The sequence below is a fragment of the Lysobacter hankyongensis genome (genome assembly GCF_039543145.1).
GTDB classification, from domain to species: Bacteria; Pseudomonadota; Gammaproteobacteria; order Xanthomonadales; family Xanthomonadaceae; genus Lysobacter_I; species Lysobacter_I hankyongensis.
This window is the reverse complement of sequence record NZ_BAABJE010000001.1, coordinates 667148-683926: the sequence shown is the minus strand read 5'-3', so window position 1 is coordinate 683926 and position 16779 is coordinate 667148. Positions and strand designations below refer to the sequence as shown.

The following is a 16779-nucleotide window of genomic DNA, read 5'->3' as shown; positions in this document are numbered from 1 at the left end:
TCGCGCTGACGCTGATCGCCGCCCTCGACCGCAATCGCGCCATCGGCCGCGAATGCGCCTTGCCGTGGCACCTGCCGGACGATCTGAAGCGCTTCAAGGCGTTGACCCTGGGCAAGCCGGTGCTGATGGGCCGGAAGACCGCGGAGTCGCTGGGGCGTGCGCTGCCGAAGCGACGCAATCTGGTGCTGACCCGCAGCGGGCGCGTGCCGTTCGAGGGCATGGAAGCGGTGGATTCCATCGATGCGGCCATCGCTCTGGCGCAGGCCGATGGCGCGGCGGAACTGTGCGTGATCGGCGGCGGCGAGCTCTACGCGCTCACCCTGCCGCATGCGGCGCGGATGCATCTGACCCATGTCGAGACCGCGGTCGACGGTTGCGATGCCTTCTTTCCCGTATTCGATCCCGCGCAGTGGCGCGTGGTCGCGCGCGAAGCGCATGCGGCGGACGAGAAACACGCCGTCGCGTTCGCGTTCGTGGATTACGCGCGCGCCTGAGTCACACTCGCCTGAATCACACTCGGTGGGGCGGGCTTCAGCCCGCTTGCATTCGAGCACATGAAGCAGCGGCCTGAAGGCCGCTCTACCAACCTTCAAATCGCGCGCATCGCGTTACCGGGACAGCACCGGCCGGTAATGCCCGGTGATGGGATACGCGAACAGGATGTTCTCCTCACGCGTGCCGCGGCCGATGTTGTGAACGATCAGCGGCGTGCCGGCGAGCGATGTGCGGTCGCCGACAATGCCGATATGCGGCAGGTTGCCGGGCAGCATCCAGGTAACGAGATCGCCGGCGCGATAGTCGACGGCGTTGCGGGTCGGCGTTCGCGACCAGCCCTGACGTGCGAACCACGTCTGCAGGTTCGGCACGCGGCGGTGGTCGATGTTGCGGTCCGGGCCGCGCAGGCCCCACTTCTGCGGGTATTCGGAGAAGTGCGCGCGCATGTCCTCGTGCACGCTGCGCTGCAGATCGATGCCCTGGGTGCGCAGCGCGCGGATCACCACGTCGGTGCAGACGCCGCGATCCTGCGGCACATCGCCGTTCGGGTAGGGCAGGCGCACATAGGCGGGGTCGTAGCGCGTGGTCACGCCGATCTGCCGGCGTGCGGCGATCACCAGCGGCGGCGTCGAGGTCGCGGGTGCCGCCTGCGGCGCGGCGGCGAGTGCGCGCGCGGTGCCGGCATTCGAATCCGTGCAGGACGCGAGCGCGACCAGGCTTGCGATCAGGGTTGCGATTCCGGTCGCGACCACCCGGATGCCGCGGGTCGCGATGCGGCGCATCAGTCCTGCTCTCCCGGCGTCGCGACCTCGCGTCCCGGGACCTGCACGATGCGGAGTTCGTCGGTGTCCAACTGCAGCGCGGTGAGTTTTCCGCCCCAGACCGCGCCGGTGTCGATCGCGTGCACGCCGTGGCCGATGAACAGGTTCAGCGTCGACCAGTGGCCGCAGACGATCTTCAGTTCGCGCTCGACCCGGCCCGGCACTTCGTACCACGGATACAGCCCCGGCGCCTGCGTGCCGGGACTGCCTTTTTCGTTGAAGGCGATGCGTCCGCGCGGCGAGCAGTAGCGCAGCCGGGTGAAGATGTTGATGATCGCGCGCTCGCGCTCCACGCCGCGCAGCGCCGGCGACCACGCCGGGAAATCGCCGTACATGTTGCGCAGCAGCTTGCGGCGGCCGTCGCCCTGCAGTCGTCGTTCGACTTCGCGCGCGTGCCGCTCGGCGTGGGCGATGGTCCATTTCGGCGCGAGACCGGCATGCACCATCATCCAGCCGAGGTCGCGATCGGTGTGCAGCAGCGGACGCTCGCGCAGCCAGCCGATCAGGGTGTCGCGATCCTGTGCGAACAGGATCCGCTGCAGGTCCGGATTGACCTTGCGCTGGTCGTCCGGCGTGCGCTCGGAGATCGCCAGCAGCGACAGATCGTGATTGCCCAGCACCACCGTGCAGTGGTCGCGCAGCGAATGCACGAGGCGCAGCGTTTCCAGCGATTCGCCGCCGCGGTTGACCAGATCGCCGCAGAACCAGATCCGGTCCTGCGCGGGATCGAAGCGGATCTTCTCCAGCAGGCGTTGGGTCGGGCCGTAACAGCCCTGCAGATCGCCGATCGCCCAGATCGCCATCAGTGCAGCATCCGCGGGATGCAGAGCACGAACTGCGGGATCGGCGCCTCGAACAGGGTGCCGTCGTCCTCGCGCATCGTGTACGCGCCTTCCATCGTGCCGAAGGGCGTCTTGAAGAACGTGCTGGAGGTGTACTCGAACCGTTCGCCGGGACGCAGCCGCGGCTGTTCGCCGACCACGCCCTCGCCGACGACCTCGCGCGGGAAACCGATGGCGTCGACGATCAGCCAGCGCCGGCTGATCAGCTGCGCGGCACGGGTGCCGGTATTGCGGATGCCGATGGTGTAGGCGAAGTAGTACAGCTCCTCGTCGGGCTTGGATTGCTCGTCGAGATAGCGGGTCGCGATATCGATCGCGATGGCGTGGTCCGGTGCGTCAGGCATGACGCAAGTTTAGTGGCTATCGCGTCGTTTGCGGACGCCATTCGCGGACGATTCTCAGTCGCTGTCCACCGGCGGCGCGGGGGCGAGGTTGGCCAGGCGCACGAAGTCCGCGACCTCGAGTTGTTCGGCGCGGGTTTGCGGGTCGATGCCCGCGGCGAGGATCCGGTCCGCGTCGCAGACGCCGCCGAGGGCGTTGCGCAGGGTCTTGCGGCGCTGGCCGAAGGCGGCCCGCACGACATCGGCGAATCGCCGCGGATCGTCGATGCCGACCTGTTCCGGCGGCCGCGGCACCAGCCGCACCACGGCCGAATCGACCTTCGGCGGCGGCCGGAACGCACCCGGCGGCACCTTGAACAGCGAGGTCACCATGCAGTATGCCTGCAGCATCACGCTCAGCCGACCGTAGACCTTGCTGCCCGGTGCGGCGGCCATGCGGTCGACCACTTCCTTCTGCAGCATGAAATGCATGTCGCGGATCGATGCGGCGTGGTCCAGCGCATGGAACAGGATCGGCGAGGAGAGGTTGTAGGGCAGATTGCCGACCAGACGGAAGGGCTCGCCCGCGGCCAGCGCCGTGAAATCGACGTTCATCACGTCGGAGTGGATCAGCGTCAGCGCGCCGTGCGGCTTCGACGCGGCAGTGAGCGGTTCGAGCAGGTCGCGGTCGAACTCGATCGCGGTCAGTGCACCGTGGCGGTCCAGCAGCGGAAAGGTCAGCGCGCCCTGGCCGGGGCCGATCTCGACGAAACGGTCGCCCGGCTTGGGCGAGATCGCCAGCAGCATCTTGTCGATGACGCCGCGTTCGTGCAGGAAGTGCTGGCCCAGCGATTTTTTCGCGGGCTCGCGGAATCCAAGGGTCATCGGCCAATGCTCATTGGGAAAAGGCGTTCACAGCAGTCGTGTGCCGAGCGGCACCTCGCGTTCGGGCGCGCACAGGACGACCGCACCGTCGGCGTCGTGGAAGCCTGTGACCAGACATTCCGACATCAGCGGGCCGATCTGCTTCGGCGGGAAATTCACCACCGCGACCACCTGCCGGCCGACCAGATCCTCGGGCCGGTAATGCGCGGTGATCTGGGCGCTGGACTTGCGCATGCCGATCTCCGGGCCGAAGTCGACGTGCAGGATGTACGCAGGTTTGCGCGCCTGCGCGAAGGTTTCCGCGGACAGCACGCGCCCGACTCGCAGTTCGACTTTCATGAAATCGTTCCAGTCGATGACGGCGGGTGCGGCGCTCATGCGGCCGCCGTGCGCGCGATGCGGGCGCGCGCCAGCCGGGTGCAGGTCTCGATCGCGGCGAACAGGCTGGACGGATCGGCGATGCCGCGACCGGCGAGCTCGAGCGCGGTGCCATGGTCGACCGCGACCCGCGGATAGGGCAGGCCGAGCGTGAGGTTCACGGCGCGCTCGAAACCGCTGTATTTCAGCACCGGCAGGCCCTGGTCGTGATACATCGCCAGCACCGCGTCGAACCCCGGCAACTTCGCCGGCAGGAAAGCGGTGTCCGCGGGCAGCGGGCCGATCAGCGTCCAGCCTTCGTCGCGCAGGCGATCGAGCAGCGGGATGACGATGTCGAGTTCTTCGCGGCCGAGATGGCCGTCTTCGCCCGCGTGGGGGTTGAGCCCGAGCACGGCGATCCGCGGTGCGGCGATGCCGAAGTCGTCGCGCAGCGCGTCGCGGACGATGCGCAGGGTGCATTCGAGGCCCGCGGCCGTGATCGCGTCGGGCACCGCGCGCAGCGGCAGATGGGTGGTGGCGAGCGCGACCCGGACGATGTCGTTGGCGAGCATCATCACCACCACGCGGCCGGCCTGCGTGGCCAGCAGTTCGGTGGTGCCGGTGTAGGGAATGCCGCCGTCGTTGATCGCCGCCTTGTGCACCGGGCCGGTGACCAGACCGTCGCAAAGACCCTCCAGGCAAGCGTTCGCGGCGACTTCGAGCGCGGCGATCGTGGTCCGCGCATTGCGCGGCTCGGGTTGGCCGAAGGCGGCGCGATCGCGGTTCGGGATTTCGACGTGCGCCAGCCGGCCGGGGCCGGCGGCGGACGGGTCGTTCGGAGAGATCAGCCGCAGCGGCAGGCCGATGGCGTCGGCGGCGCGCAGCAGGGTGTCGCGGTCGCCGTAGCAGATCAGCTGCGCGTCCCAGTCGCGCTGGGCCGCACGCACCACGAGTTCGGGACCTATGCCGGCCGGCTCGCCCGGAACCAGCGCGAGACGGGGGCGTCGGGTCATGGCGTCAGCCGGCGCTGGCGGCCGGGGCGGCGCCGACCCGGATGTCGATGAAGGCTTCGCCGCGCATTTCGCGCAGGAAGCGGTTCCACTCGTCTTCCAGCTTGCGCTGGCCGATGCTCTCGCGCACCTGGTTGCGGCGGCTCTCGGTGCCGACATCGGCCTCGCGGGTGCCGACGCGCTGGACGATGTGCCAGCCCGCCTGGGTCTTGAAGGGCGGCGAGACCTGGCCGTCGCTCAGCAGCGCGACCTGGGCGCCGAAATCGGGGCCGAAGTCGTCCTTCGCGAACCAGCCGAGATCGCCGCCGCGGGCCTTGCTGATGTTGTCCTGCGAATTCTCGGTCGCCAACTGGGCGAAATCGGCACCGCCGACGACGCGGGCGCGCAGGGTTTCGAGCTTGGCCTTGGCGGGCGCATCGGCATCGCCTTCCTGCACGCGGATCAGGATGTGGCGGGCCTGGAACTGGGTAACCTTCTGGCCGTCGCCGCCGGCGCCGACGTTGCGGGTCTCTTCCAGCTTGATCAGCTGGAAACCGCTGGGGCCGCGGATCGGGCCGATGATCTGGCCGGTCTGCATGCCGCGGATCGTGCCGGCGAAGCTGGTCGGAATCTGATCGAGGGCGCGCCAGCCGAGGTCGCCGCCTTCGAGCGCGTTGGGACTGTCGGAATAGCGCACGGCGGCGGCGCTGAATTCCATCTCGCCGCGTTCCAGCAGGCCCTTGATGCCTTCGATCTTGCGCTGGCCGGTGGCGATCTGCTCGGCGGTGGCGCCTTCGGGCAGGCCGACGAGGATGTGCGCGAGCCGGTACTGGGTGTTGCCGCCGGCCTGGGCCGCGAGCGCGGCGTCGATTTCGGGCTCGCTCACGCTGATGCGCTGAGCGAAGCGCTGGCGAAGGCGCTGGACCACGATTTCGTCGCGCAGCGAACTGCGGAAATCGCCGAAGCTCAGGCCGTCCTTCGCCAGCTGCTGGCGCAGCTGGTCGACGCTGAGGTTGTTCTGGCGCGCGATGTTGCCGACGGCCGTGTCGACTTCTTCGTCGCTGATGCGCATGCCGGTGGAGGCGGCGCGGGCGGCCTGCAGGCGGATCAGGATGAGGCGTTCCAGCACCTGCCGCTGCAGCACGTCGGCCGGCGGCAGCTGGGCCTCGCGGCCGGCGTACTGGCCGCGGATGTTGGCGACGGCGCGATCCAGTTCGCTCTGCAGGATGATGTCTTCGTCCACGACCGCGGCGATCCGGTCCAGCGGCTGTTGGGCGAAGGCGTTGAGACTGCCGGCCAGGACGGCGGCAGCGAGGAGAGCGCGGAGCGTTCGGATCATGGGACGGAATCTGAAGAGGGAAGATCGCCGCCGCGCGACTGGGGCGGCGGAACGAGGGACAAATCCTCGCGGTAGTAGCCGAGGATAGCACGGCGCAGACGGCCCTCCGTGTCGGGTCCTGCGGAGCCTAGACCCTTGAGTTCGATCTCCAGCTGAATGGCGTTGTTGAGGTCGCCGTCGCGGTTGCGCAGGTAGCGCCGGCCCACCAGCCGCACCGCGATGCAGCAGCTCTCCCATTGCACGCCGGCGATGCCTTCCAGCAGCTTGTCGTCGCGCAGCGAGTAGTAGTAGCGACCGACCAGACTCCAGTTCGGATTGATCGGATACAGGAACGACAGGTCGGCCTGCTCCAGCAGGTCGCGGCGGTAGCGGTAGCTCAGATTGACGATGCCGTCCTCGCCGATCAGGTATCGCGTGCGCAGGCTGGCCAGATCGCGGCGGCCTTCCTTCGGGTCCCACTGGTAGGACGCGCCGATGGCCCAGCGATCGTTGGGCGCGTAGTTCGCGTCGACGATCCAGGCCGACTTGCCCTGTTCGATCGGATTTTCGCCGGGCACCGTGACCCGCGAGTCCTCGAAATAGCGGATCTGGCCGAAGCTGGCGGACAGCTTCTCGCGGCCGTCGGCTTCGCGGATCAGGCGGGTGGAGACCGCCAGGGTCAGCTGGTTGCCATCGGCCTGGCGGTCGGCGCCGGAATAGCGGTTGTCGCGGAACAACTGGCCCCAGCTGTAGGTCAGCGGCCGGGTGTCGAACAGCGGAATGCCGCTCTGGTCGCGGTACGGCGCGTGGAAATAGAAGATGCGCGGTTCCAGCGTGTGCAGATAGTCGCCGTCCTTCCAGCGCGTGTGCCGGTCGAAATACAACCCGGCGTCCAGCGTCCCGATCGGGACGCTGCGGCTCGGGCGGTCGTCGCGGCCGGGCAGGGCCGGGTCGTCTTCGAGGTTGTAGCCGGTGTAGCGCCAGGCCAGGGTCGGCTTGAGGAACCAGCTCGCGCCTTCCAGCGGCATGCTGACGTAGGGCCGGAGGTCGAGGCGGCTGCCGCCCGCGAAGGTCTCGTGGTCGAAGCGCACGGCCTCCGCGTCGATGCCCACGGCGAACATCGGCGCGACCCGCTTTTCCCAGCGCGCCGCGAGGCGCGGCAGGCGGTTGTAGGGCAGGTTGGTGTCGCGCAGGGTGTAGTCGGCCAACTGCCAGTGATCGGCCATGAACGTGGCCTCCCAGTCGCGGCCGCGGCCGTACAGGCCGATGTCGCTGGTGACGAAGGAGTTGGCGCCGCTGTTCAGATTGTTGCTGGCGTCGTCGAGATAGCGCGGGTCGCTGATCCAGGCCATGTTGGCCCGCGCCTGCCAGCGCGGCCCCAGGTCCTGGCTGCCGACGAAACGCAGGAAGCCGCGGTCCGACTTGCGCCGGTTGTCCAGCGGCACGCCTTCGGCGATTTCCTCGTCGCGCTCGCGGTCGGTCAGGTTGTCCGACGGCAGGAACGCGCCGTCGATCACGCCGCGGCTGCTTTCGGTGAGATAGCGGAATTCGCCGCCCACCTGCAGGCCGCGCTGGGTCATCAGTCGCGGGGTGATGGTGGCGTCGTAGTTCGGCGCGAGATTCAGGTAGATCGGCTGGCGCCAGTCGAAGCCGTTGCGGCCGGAGGAGGAAATCGCCGGATACAGCAGGCCGGTGCGGCGGCGGTCGTCGATCGGGAATCGGAACCACGGCAGATAGAGCACCGGGATCTTGCCCACGCGCAGGGTCGCGTTGCGCGCGGTGCCCATGCCTTTTTCGGTATCGACGTCGATCTGCTGCGCGCGCAATTCCCAGCGCCGGGCGTCGGGCGGGCAGGTGGAATACGTCGAGCCGTACAGCGAGCCCTCGCTGCCATGCATCGTGATCCGCTTGGCGCCGCCGTTGCCGCGCCGGCGGACCAGCTGGTACTGGATGTCTTCCAGTTCGTGGATGTCCTTGGCCTGGTCGCCCTTGGCCCGGGCCGCGATCAGTCGCATGCCGCGGTCCCGGTAGCGCACGCTGCCTTCGGCGGTGTAGGTCTCGTTGTCCTGGTCGTAGCTCAGGCGGTCGGTGGCCAGCACCTGATCGCCGCGCCGCAGCAGGACGTTGCCGCTGAGGTTCATGACCTGGCCCTCGGTGCCGTCGAGGCTGTCGCCGTCGATGTCGGTGGCCTGGGTGGTCGGATCGACGCCCGCCGGCGTCACCGTCGCGCCGTCCTGCGCGGGCAGTTCCTCCGCGAACATCGGCACCGCATCCTCGATCGGGCACAGCGCCCAGTCTTCGGGACGGTCGTCGGCGGCATGCGCGGACAGCGAGAGGGCGATGCAGAAAGGCAGCGGCAGCAGTCGGAGAGTCTTGCGCACGTTGGACCGGGGTCTGGACATATCCGGTTAGCTTGACGCATCCGCCCCGGGGGGGCAACGCGGCGGGGCCCCGTAGGAGAGGCTTCAGCCCCGAGCGTTGGTTTTCCATGGCCCTTGGCTCGCCAAGGCGCCAAGGCCCGCTTGCCGACCGGCCGTCGGCAGTGATTCGGGTCGCATCGCCCCGGTCCATTCATCGTCGCTACACTGCTGCCATCACAGGGAACCACAGGGGGTGGGTGATGCGGGGTAAGACCAATACCAGGATTTTCATCGCCTCTTCGTGGCAGTTGCGCAAGGACCGGGCCGCCTTCCGCGAGCTGATCATGGAGCAGAACAACGCCTGGCACGAACAGGGCGCCTTCCTGCAGGTGGTGGGCTGGGAACATTTCCTCGACGCCATGTCGCCGACGCGCCTGCAGGACGAGTACAACCAGGCCATCCGCGATTGCGATATCTTCGTGATGCTGTATCAGAGCAAGGTCGGCAAGTACACGCGCGAAGAATTCGAAGTCGCGCTCGCCCAGTTCCGCAAGACCGGCAGGCCGCTGATCTACACCTACCACAAGACGCTCGCACCGAAAAAACCGCCTAGCGACGAAGACGCTCAGAGTGTTGCCGAGTTCGAAGGGCGACTGAAAGGGCTGGAGCACTTCAAGACCGAGTACCCGAGCCGCAAGGGCCTGCAACTGCATTTCCTGCAGCAGTTGCATCGACTGGCGAAAGAACACGTGATCGATTTCGCACCGCCGGGCGGAGCGCTGCCGCCGGGTGCGCCACTGCCGGCATTGACGCACATCTCCATCACGGTGAATGCGGGGCGGGATACGGTAGTCGCGACGGGCCATGGCGCGACTGCCGTCGGCCGGGGTGGAATGGTGATCGGCGACAACAGTTCGGGCAACAACAATACCGGCCATCAGACGATCATCGACCGGCAGACGCTTGTCGATACCGGTGGTGGTGCGTACGTCGGCGGCGACGTCAATGTGACGGGCGGCAATGTCATCGGTCGCGATCAGAAGGGTGCTTGAGCTGCCATGACCGATCCCAAGGACGAAATCGAAGCCCTCAAACGTCGGATCGCGGAGTTGGAGGCGCTGCAGGCAGCGCAGGCCGATCCCGAGCAGTCAACGCGGATCAAGACCGATGGCGGCGCCGCGATCGGCGGCGGTGTTCGTGTGGCGAATGGGCATTTCATTGGTCGCGATTACGTCGCCAGCGTCACCCACATCGTGCAGTCGGGTGAAAGTCAGGCAGACGCCGAACACGTCGTTGGGGCGTACCTGCAGCTTTTGACGACGGAACTGTCGACGTTGCATCTGGGCGAAATCGACGGCCGGGACCATGGCCAGCGTGAGGCATTGCAGCTGCGTGATGTGTACGTGCCGCTGAATACGACACTGCGCATCAATGCGGGATACGACCTGCACGAATGGCTGACGTTGCCCGTGCAATTGAGCGACAGGACTCTGATCGATCGACAGGGGCATGCGGTTCGAGACAAGGAATACCGACCGGTCTCGGTCCTGGAAGCGCTCGCCGAACACAAGGTATTGACCTTGCTGGGAAAGCCCGGTAGCGGCAAGACCAGCTTTGGTGCGCGAATGCTGTTGGCGTTGGTCGAAGCGCTTAGCGAAGACAAGTCGGCACTCGCGCATTTGGGCGAACGCTGGCCAGCCGGTGCCCTGTTCCCGATCCGCGTGGTGCTGCGCGAATTCGCCGACCAGTTGCCCGCCGGCGATGCGCCCGCCTGTGCGGGAGATGTGTGGGATTTCATCGGCCGTCGGCTCAGGGACAATGGCGTGGTGATGCAGGCGGGTCAAATCGGATTCCTGCAGCGTTTTGTCGTCCGCCACGGCGCGCTGGTGGTTTTCGATGGCCTGGATGAATGCGGTGGCGACGCACGCCGCGCACGGGTACAGGCCGCTGTCGATGGTTTCATGCGCAGTTGCGGCGAACGCAGCCGCTTCGTACTGACGGCTCGTCCTTATGCATTTCCCGGCGGCCAAGATCCGTCGCGCGGTGTGTATCTGCTGGCGGATTTCGATGACGATCAGATCGAAGATTTCATCCGGCGCTGGTACGAAGTGCTGCCTCAGCGTCGCTGGTGCCTGCCCATCGATGCCGAGCGCAAATGCGCCGATCTGCTGGTCGCCTGTGCGCGCCCGGCCTTGAGAGCGCTTACGCCCAACCCGCTGTTGCTCACATTGATGGCTGTCCTGCATTACGAGCAGGGTCATGTGCCGGGCAACCGCGCCGAGCTGTACGATGAGTCGGTCAAGCTGCTGCTGCAGCGGTGGAACAGGAAAAGCGGCAGTGAGCGCGCACTCTGCGATGCCGTTGGCGTGCCTGATCTCGATCTGTCGGAAGTGCGCAGGGTGCTGCAGCAGCTCGCATTCGATGTGCATGCATCCAGCATGGACGAAACCGAAGGCGAGGGCGACCTCGACATCGGCGAGAACGCGCTGCTGCAGGCGTTCCGCCCGCTGTTGCAGCAGAGCCTGGACAAGGCCGAGGCGGTGGTGGAATACATCGAGCACCGCACCGGCCTGTTGCTGAGCCTGGGCCTGCGCGTTGGTGAGCGTCGTTTCTCATTCCCGCATCGCACCTTCCGCGAGTATCTGGCGGCGTGTCATCTGACCGAGAGCGACGATTTCGATGGCGAATGCCTGCGGCTTGCGCGTGCCGATCCCGACCATTGGGCGCAGGTTCTCCCCTTGGCAGGGCGTATTGCCGGTCTGCCTCGCGCCGCGAATGCCGCGGATGAATTGATTGGTGGCGAGCGGATCGAGGATCATCGCGCTGCGGGCAAGCCGATCTCCGCAGTGCAATGGAAATGTGCCGCGATGGCTGGCTTGATGCTGCGCGAGCAGAATGCCAGTGCCTTGCAAAGCAATACCGGAAAACCTGCTGCGGTCTTGCGCCGGGTCCGCCACTGGTTGGCTGCCGCGTTGCCGGTGCACCCCGATGAAGGTGGTCTGCCAATCAGCCAACGAGCAAAGATGGGAGAAATTTTGAACGATCTTGGGGACATTCGATTTAATCCCGAAAATTTTTATTTCCCAGAAGATGGGCGTCTTGGGCTGATAATGGTTGCCTCAGATAGTTCATTTTATGTCGGAACGAGATCTGGTGATGTCAGAGCTGTCGAAGAAAATTTCGACATAAAAGTACCCAAGGATGAAGTCAACGATGTTGTGACTCCTGTGGGTGATTTTTGGATTTCAAAATACCCTGTTACGGCTGGTCAGTTTCGTTTATTTTTTGAAGAAACGGGTATTTTTTCTGGGGACATTGATTCTTTGTATGGGCTTCAGTCGAGCCCGATGACGGGTGTTAATTGGTTTGAATCTGTCGAGTACATAAAATGGATTTCCAATAAGGCATTGAAATTAGAATTTCCTATTGATAATGAGGTTTTAGAGTTAATCAAGAGCGGCGCGTGGATTTTTGACCTTCCAAGTGAGATCGAGTGGGAGCGGGCTTGTTTTGGCGGACGGGCCAGAGCGCTCTTTCCTTGGGGAAATCATGTTGATTACGATCGTGTTCGCCGCGATGGGTGCGGTGTAGGAGAGCCTTTTGTGGTCGGGTTGTTTCCTTCAAATGAACTTGGATTGTTTGATATGATTGGTGGTTTTTGGGAGTGGACGAGAAGTATCTATGGAAAATATCCGGGATCTGTTTATGTTGCTGCTCGCCATGATTCGAATTCGCGCAGAGTTCTTCGTGGGGGATCATGGAGCTATGGCAGGGCGATAGCGAGGTGTTCTTCTCGATATCGGCTTCCGCCTCAGTATCGACGTGGGGCCGGGTTCCGCATCGTGTTGCGTCGCACTCTGCCCGCGCTTGATAAGCTGAAAGACAAAGGACAGGAAATGCTTTAACCCCGGTAGCGTAAGCCACTAGTTAGGTTGCTGTCCTGAGGTGATGGTCTTCAAAGCCCCAGTTGTAATAAGGCCTTATCCTATTGAGTCCGACCATCTAGTCACCGAACAGGCGAGCAACACAACACCACGCGAAAACCCAGGCCGCCGTAGCGACCGTCTGGGCGCACTCTGACGCGGGAGGCGCAGCGCGCGGCGAAACGAGGAGCGCTCCAGCAGCCGCCCCGCACAATGCGCATAACACTGTCGTCAGCTGACAATACCTCACGAGCGATTTCGTCTGGACGATAGGGGTATGTGTGCGCGGGCTTTTGCCAATCTTCACCCCAGAGGCTACGCGTCCAATCCCAGACATTGCCGCTGAGATCCTCGCAGCCGATGGGACTGTGGCCCTGCGGGTAGACACCGATGGCGTTGGCTCCGCCAATGTCGTGCTCGACGTTGACAAGGTCTTCGTTGTGACCGTGTATGTCCCAAGGGTATTCGCGCTGCGGCTGGATGTTGTCTCGAAGGCTCTGTGGTGCCGCTGAGGCTATATTACCTATAACACTGATGCAGGGAGCGCTTGGGATTCGCAGGCCGCCCCGCGCAGCTTTTTCCCACTCGGCTTCGGAAGGCAGCGCCACCCGCCAGCCCGATGGCAGATGCTTGGCCCAGCGCACGCTGAGCCAGCGGCAACAGGCCAACGCTTCGTGCCAGCTGATCCAGAGGGCTGGCGCATTGCCTGCACCCAGCAGACTGTCGCGGTCGCCGGGTCGATGTCTACTTGTAGTCACGTATTCCCGCCACTGCGCCACCGTGACCGGATGACGTGCGATCCAGAAGGCGGGCAGATCGACCTGATGCATCGGTTTTGCATTGTCATCCGCATCGTCGCCCATCCAGAACGGCCCCGCCGGCACGTAGCAGAACTGCATGCCATCGAGGGTCATGACTTCAGGGCGTGGGTCGCCCAGGGCGTCCAGACTGCGGCCGGCGAGGGCGCGCTCCACGGCGGGCAGGGCTTGACGCCGCAGGATCGCCAACTGCCAGTCGCGAATACGCTCACGCTTGGATTCATCGCGTTTGGCGATGCGATCGAGATCGACCGTTTCGCTCAACACCTGACCTGCCAGCAGTGCACCCCAGGCATCGGTCTCGGTCAAGGGCAGTGCGGTGTCCTCCGGGTTGCCGTCCACATCTTCGGGGCACAGGGTTTCCGCCAGCAGCCAGACGCTGGCGGCACTGCCGCGACCGGCCTTCGCGGCGGCCAGACGCACGACTTCGCGCCAGCGCTGCGGATCCTGCTTCGCCAGTTTGGCCAACTGATCGGGAAAATCGTCATCGGTGAGATGACAGGCGGCCAGATATTCCTGGAACGTGCGGTGCGGGAACTGGTAGACGCCGTTGCCGTGCTCGTTCAGCAGACCGGCGCGGTGGCTCAGGTAATCAGTGAGGCGTTGCGGTTTGGCGTCCGGGTCCTGTGCGGCGGCCAGCAGCGCAGCGACCAATCGCTCTCCGGCGATATTGGCGGTACCGGTGGCTTCGGCCTGGTCGCGGTGCGCCTCGAAGGCCAGCTGGTCCAGCACCTTGCGGATGCGGTCGCGGCCCACGCGCAGGTATTCGGCCAGACTGGGTTCGGGCTCTGTACTGCCGTTGGCATTGCGTCGCGGCTTGGTGCTTTCCCATTCGTCCAGCAGCAGGTCCACCGCACGCGCGTACAGCTCTTCGGGCTGTTCCGGCAGGTTGCCGCCCTTCTCGGTCTGCAGCTTGGCGATGAGGGTCAGCAGCAACGGACGCTCGGCGAGTTCGCGGATGCGCGGGTTGTTCACGGCTGCCGTGGTGAGGCGTGCAGCGCGGTCTTCGGCGTCGACAGCGGTGAGTCGCTGCAGCGCGGTCATCTGCCCGTACCACGCCGTGACGAACGCTTCGATCTGCCAGGGCTGGAACGGCAGCAGCTGGGTTTCGGCGAAACCCTGGAGTTTCCAGTCCTGTTGCTGATAGGCGTAGGTGCGGCTGGTGGCGAGATAGCGGCAGCGCTGGAAGGTCTGGGCGAAGGTTTCCACCGCGCGTTTGATCCGTACGCGGCGATCCTGTGCATCGGGCACTTCGTCCAGGCCGTCCAGCAGGATCAGGCCGCCGAGTTCGAGCAGTTCCCGTTTGAGATGCGGCAGGAATTCGCCCAGCCCGGCCGCCTGCAATTGACGTTCGACGTGCCCGAGCAGGGTGTTGGCGTCGATGGCCGTATCGGCATCGGGCAGCTCCGTGGCCAACTCGCGCAGCACGATGCGGACCGGCAGCAGGGCGCCGTGATCCCAGTGCTGGGGTGCGGGCGTTTCTTCTTCGGCGCGGCGCTGGATCGGTATGGTCAGGGTTGCGAGATTGTCGTCCGGTGAGCCCAGCAACTCGCCGGCCATCGCCAGCGCCAGGATGTGCGCGACGCTGGTCTTGCCGCCGCCGGGGTCGCCGAGCAGGGCGAGTTTGGATTCACGGTTCAATTGGTCGACGACACTGAGGTACGGCGCCTTTTCGCGCCTCCCGAAGTCGTCGCTCTCGATGCGCTGCTCGGTCGTCAGCAGGGCGGTGTAGACCCGGCTCAAACGCAGTTGCCCGGCGCGTTCGTCGCCGGCCATCAGGCTCACCTGGTCGCATTGGCGCATCAGCCGCGCCAGATAGGCCTTGCGCAGGGCATCGGCGCTGGCGCCCGGCTGTCTGCCGGCTTTGATGTATTGGATCAGGGTGCCGGTATTGAAGGTGCCGTTGGCGTGGTCGCCGACGATCATGCCGCGCTCGCCGACGGCCTTGGCGTCTTCGCCGATGGCCGCGACGCTGTCTCTGCCGAGTGTCCCTGTCAGTTGATCGAAGACTGCCTGCGTGATCTCGCCGCTGGCGAGCAGGCGGCGCAGGTCTTGCAGCATCGGATTGTGGTCGTCCATGTCGAATCCCTCCCTGCGGGCATCGTAGGGGATTCGGTGGGGATTTGGGTGCGTTGTGGAAACGCTCGGGCCTGAAGGCCCTCCTGCGAGGGGGCGGTCAGCCCCGCAGCGCACCGACGTGGGCGATGGCGGATTCGCGCAGGGCCTGCAGGTCGTAGCCGCCTTCGAGGCTGGAGACGACGCGGCCGTCGGCGTGGCGGTCGGCGATGGCGACGAGCTCTCGGGTGATCCACGCGAAATCGGCGGCGTCGAGCTGCAGTTGCGCCAGCGGGTCGAGGCGGTGGGCGTCGAAGCCGGCGGAGATCATCACCAGTTGCGGGCGGAAGGCATCGAGCTGCGGCAGCAGCCGGTTCGTCCAGGTCTCGCGGAACTGTTCGCTGCCGGCGCCCGGGGGCAGCGGCGCGTTGAAGATGTTGTTGACGCCGCGATCGTCGACGTGGCCGCTGTCGGGATACAGCGGCATCTGGTGCGAGCTGGCGAAAACCACGCGCGGTTCGTGATCGAAGATCGCCTGGGTGCCGTTGCCGTGGTGCACGTCGAAATCGGCAATGACAATGCGCGACAGGCCGAACTTGTCGAGCGCGTGCGCGGCGCCCACCGCGATCGAATTGAACAGGCAGAAACCCATCGGCGCGCAGGTGGTGGCGTGATGGCCGGGCGGGCGCACCGCGCAGAACGCGCGCTTCGCTTCGCCGTTGAGCACCATCTCCACCGCGGCGACCACCGCGCCGGCGGCGCGCAGGCCGGCTTCGGCCGAGGCCGGCGACAGCACGGTGTCGGGATCCAGCCAGATGCGATCGTGCGGTCGGGTTTCGAGCACGGCATGCAGCAGCGCTTCGGTGTGCACGCGCAGCAGCTGCCCGCGGCTGGCGCGTGGCGCGTCGATCCATTCCAGGTCGGCGTAGCTGTCGCGCAGGCCGCGCGTCACCGCTTCGAGTCGTGCAGCGCATTCCGCGTGCATGGGCCCGGTGTCGTGGGCCAGGCAGGCGCTGTGGCTGAAGACCGGCAGCCCCATCACTGCGGCTTGCGGCGCTCGTGCTGCCAGAGCACTTCGCCGTGACCGTCGCGGCGCGCGAGCACCCGCGCCAAGACGAACAACAGGTCGGAGAGACGATTGAGATAGCGGATCGCCTGCGGCCTCACCGCGTCGTGATGCGAGAGGGTCACGCTTTCGCGTTCCGCGCGACGCACGATCGTGCGCGCCAGATGGCAGCGCGCCGCCGCTTCGCCGCCCGCGGGCAGGATGAAATCCTTCAGCGGCGGCAGCGGGTCGTTGTAATGATCGAGCTGCTGTTCGAGGCGCTCGATGTCGGCGTCCTCGATCGCGGCGTGGCCGGGAATGCACAGCTCGCCGCCGAGATCGAACATCTGGTGCTGCACCGTGGTCAGCAGCGCGCGGATGTCGTCGGGGAGATCGCAGGCCAGCAGCACGCCGATCGCTGAATTCGCTTCGTCGACCGTGCCATACGCGGTGACCCGCGCCGAATCCTTCGCCACCCGGCTGCCGTCGCCGAGCCCGGTCGTACCGTCGTCGCCGGTCTTCGTGTAGATCTTGGAGAGACGATTGCCCAT

Annotated in this window: 14 protein-coding genes; 3 read left to right on the top strand and 11 right to left on the bottom strand. The window is 65.8% G+C overall.

Features of this window, described 5'->3' with window-relative positions:
- Positions 1-5: 5 nt before the first annotated feature.
- Positions 6-494 (top strand): dihydrofolate reductase, encoded by a 489-nt coding sequence (locus ABD974_RS03120; RefSeq protein WP_425562626.1) that lies wholly within the window; start codon positions 6-8, stop codon positions 492-494.
- Positions 495-608: 114 nt separating this feature from the next.
- Here the strand turns inward: ABD974_RS03120 and ABD974_RS03115 are convergent, their stop codons facing one another.
- The 8 genes from ABD974_RS03115 to lptD are packed head-to-tail and all read right to left on the bottom strand — an operon-like array spanning position 609 to position 8408.
- Positions 609-1277 carry a DUF1287 domain-containing protein gene (locus ABD974_RS03115; RefSeq protein ID WP_345301790.1) on the bottom strand — a complete coding sequence of 223 codons (669 nt, stop codon included), beginning with the start codon at positions 1275-1277 and terminating at the stop codon, positions 609-611.
- A complete protein-coding gene (locus tag ABD974_RS03110) occupies positions 1277-2119 on the bottom strand; it encodes a symmetrical bis(5'-nucleosyl)-tetraphosphatase (RefSeq protein ID WP_345301789.1) in 843 nt (280 codons plus the stop codon). The genes ABD974_RS03115 and ABD974_RS03110 overlap by 1 nt, the downstream gene beginning before the upstream one ends.
- Complete coding sequence (apaG, locus tag ABD974_RS03105) at positions 2119-2502, bottom strand: Co2+/Mg2+ efflux protein ApaG (RefSeq protein ID WP_345301788.1); 384 nt, start codon at positions 2500-2502, stop codon at positions 2119-2121. The genes ABD974_RS03110 and apaG overlap by 1 nt, the downstream gene beginning before the upstream one ends.
- Before the next feature lie 54 nt (positions 2503-2556).
- Entirely contained in the window at positions 2557-3363 is an 807-nt protein-coding gene (gene rsmA, locus ABD974_RS03100; protein WP_345301787.1) for a 16S rRNA (adenine(1518)-N(6)/adenine(1519)-N(6))-dimethyltransferase RsmA, read from the bottom strand.
- Between the two features lie 27 nt (positions 3364-3390).
- Complete coding sequence (locus tag ABD974_RS03095) at positions 3391-3741, bottom strand: tRNA-binding protein (protein WP_345301786.1); 351 nt, start codon at positions 3739-3741, stop codon at positions 3391-3393.
- Positions 3738-4733 carry a 4-hydroxythreonine-4-phosphate dehydrogenase PdxA gene (pdxA, locus tag ABD974_RS03090; protein ID WP_345301785.1) on the bottom strand — a complete coding sequence of 332 codons (996 nt, stop codon included), beginning with the start codon at positions 4731-4733 and terminating at the stop codon, positions 3738-3740. The genes ABD974_RS03095 and pdxA overlap by 4 nt, the downstream gene beginning before the upstream one ends.
- 4 nt (positions 4734-4737) lie before the next feature.
- Positions 4738-6048, bottom strand: a complete 1311-nt coding sequence (locus ABD974_RS03085) for a peptidylprolyl isomerase (RefSeq protein WP_345301784.1) — start codon at positions 6046-6048, stop codon at positions 4738-4740.
- Entirely contained in the window at positions 6045-8408 is a 2364-nt protein-coding gene (lptD, locus tag ABD974_RS03080; protein WP_345301783.1) for an LPS assembly protein LptD, read from the bottom strand. The genes ABD974_RS03085 and lptD overlap by 4 nt, the downstream gene beginning before the upstream one ends.
- Positions 8409-8647: 239 nt before the next feature.
- On the opposite strand from lptD, the gene ABD974_RS03075 reads away from it, so the two are divergent.
- Together ABD974_RS03075 and ABD974_RS03070 are read left to right on the top strand one after the other, a co-directional pair.
- Positions 8648-9439 (top strand): DUF4062 domain-containing protein, encoded by a 792-nt coding sequence (locus ABD974_RS03075; RefSeq protein ID WP_345301782.1) that lies wholly within the window; start codon positions 8648-8650, stop codon positions 9437-9439.
- 6 nt (positions 9440-9445) lie between these two features.
- On the top strand, positions 9446-12292 hold the full coding sequence (locus ABD974_RS03070) for an SUMF1/EgtB/PvdO family nonheme iron enzyme (RefSeq protein ID WP_345301781.1): 2847 nt from the start codon (positions 9446-9448) through the stop codon (positions 12290-12292).
- A gap of 101 nt (positions 12293-12393) precedes the next feature.
- Here ABD974_RS03070 and ABD974_RS03065 read toward each other — a convergent pair whose 3' ends face one another.
- The 3 genes from ABD974_RS03065 to ABD974_RS03055 form a co-directional block, all read right to left on the bottom strand.
- Positions 12394-15207 (bottom strand): SUMF1/EgtB/PvdO family nonheme iron enzyme, encoded by a 2814-nt coding sequence (locus ABD974_RS03065; RefSeq protein WP_345301780.1) that lies wholly within the window; start codon positions 15205-15207, stop codon positions 12394-12396.
- Between the two features lie 97 nt (positions 15208-15304).
- Complete coding sequence (locus ABD974_RS03060; RefSeq protein WP_345301961.1) at positions 15305-16216, bottom strand: histone deacetylase family protein; 912 nt, start codon at positions 16214-16216, stop codon at positions 15305-15307.
- Positions 16217-16221: 5 nt separating this feature from the next.
- Complete coding sequence (locus ABD974_RS03055) at positions 16222-16779, bottom strand: cob(I)yrinic acid a,c-diamide adenosyltransferase (protein ID WP_345301779.1); 558 nt, start codon at positions 16777-16779, stop codon at positions 16222-16224.

Bases quoted from the DNA above. Each gene is read 5' to 3' on its own strand.
- ABD974_RS03115 (WP_345301790.1), bottom strand. From the start codon at position 1,277: ATGCGCCGCATCGCGACCCGCGGCATCCGGGTGGTCGCGACCGGAATC.
- ABD974_RS03110 (WP_345301789.1), bottom strand. From the start codon at position 2,119: ATGGCGATCTGGGCGATCGGCGATCTGCAGGGCTGTTACGGCCCGACC.
- apaG (WP_345301788.1), bottom strand. From the start codon at position 2,502: ATGCCTGACGCACCGGACCACGCCATCGCGATCGATATCGCGACCCGC.
- rsmA (WP_345301787.1), bottom strand. From the start codon at position 3,363: ATGACCCTTGGATTCCGCGAGCCCGCGAAAAAATCGCTGGGCCAGCAC.
- ABD974_RS03095 (WP_345301786.1), bottom strand. From the start codon at position 3,741: ATGAGCGCCGCACCCGCCGTCATCGACTGGAACGATTTCATGAAAGTC.
- pdxA (WP_345301785.1), bottom strand. From the start codon at position 4,733: ATGACCCGACGCCCCCGTCTCGCGCTGGTTCCGGGCGAGCCGGCCGGC.
- ABD974_RS03085 (WP_345301784.1), bottom strand. From the start codon at position 6,048: ATGATCCGAACGCTCCGCGCTCTCCTCGCTGCCGCCGTCCTGGCCGGC.
- ABD974_RS03075 (WP_345301782.1), top strand. From the start codon at position 8,648: ATGCGGGGTAAGACCAATACCAGGATTTTCATCGCCTCTTCGTGGCAG.
- ABD974_RS03070 (WP_345301781.1), top strand. From the start codon at position 9,446: ATGACCGATCCCAAGGACGAAATCGAAGCCCTCAAACGTCGGATCGCG.
- ABD974_RS03065 (WP_345301780.1), bottom strand. From the start codon at position 15,207: ATGGACGACCACAATCCGATGCTGCAAGACCTGCGCCGCCTGCTCGCC.
- ABD974_RS03055 (WP_345301779.1), bottom strand. From the start codon at position 16,779: ATGGGCAATCGTCTCTCCAAGATCTACACGAAGACCGGCGACGACGGT.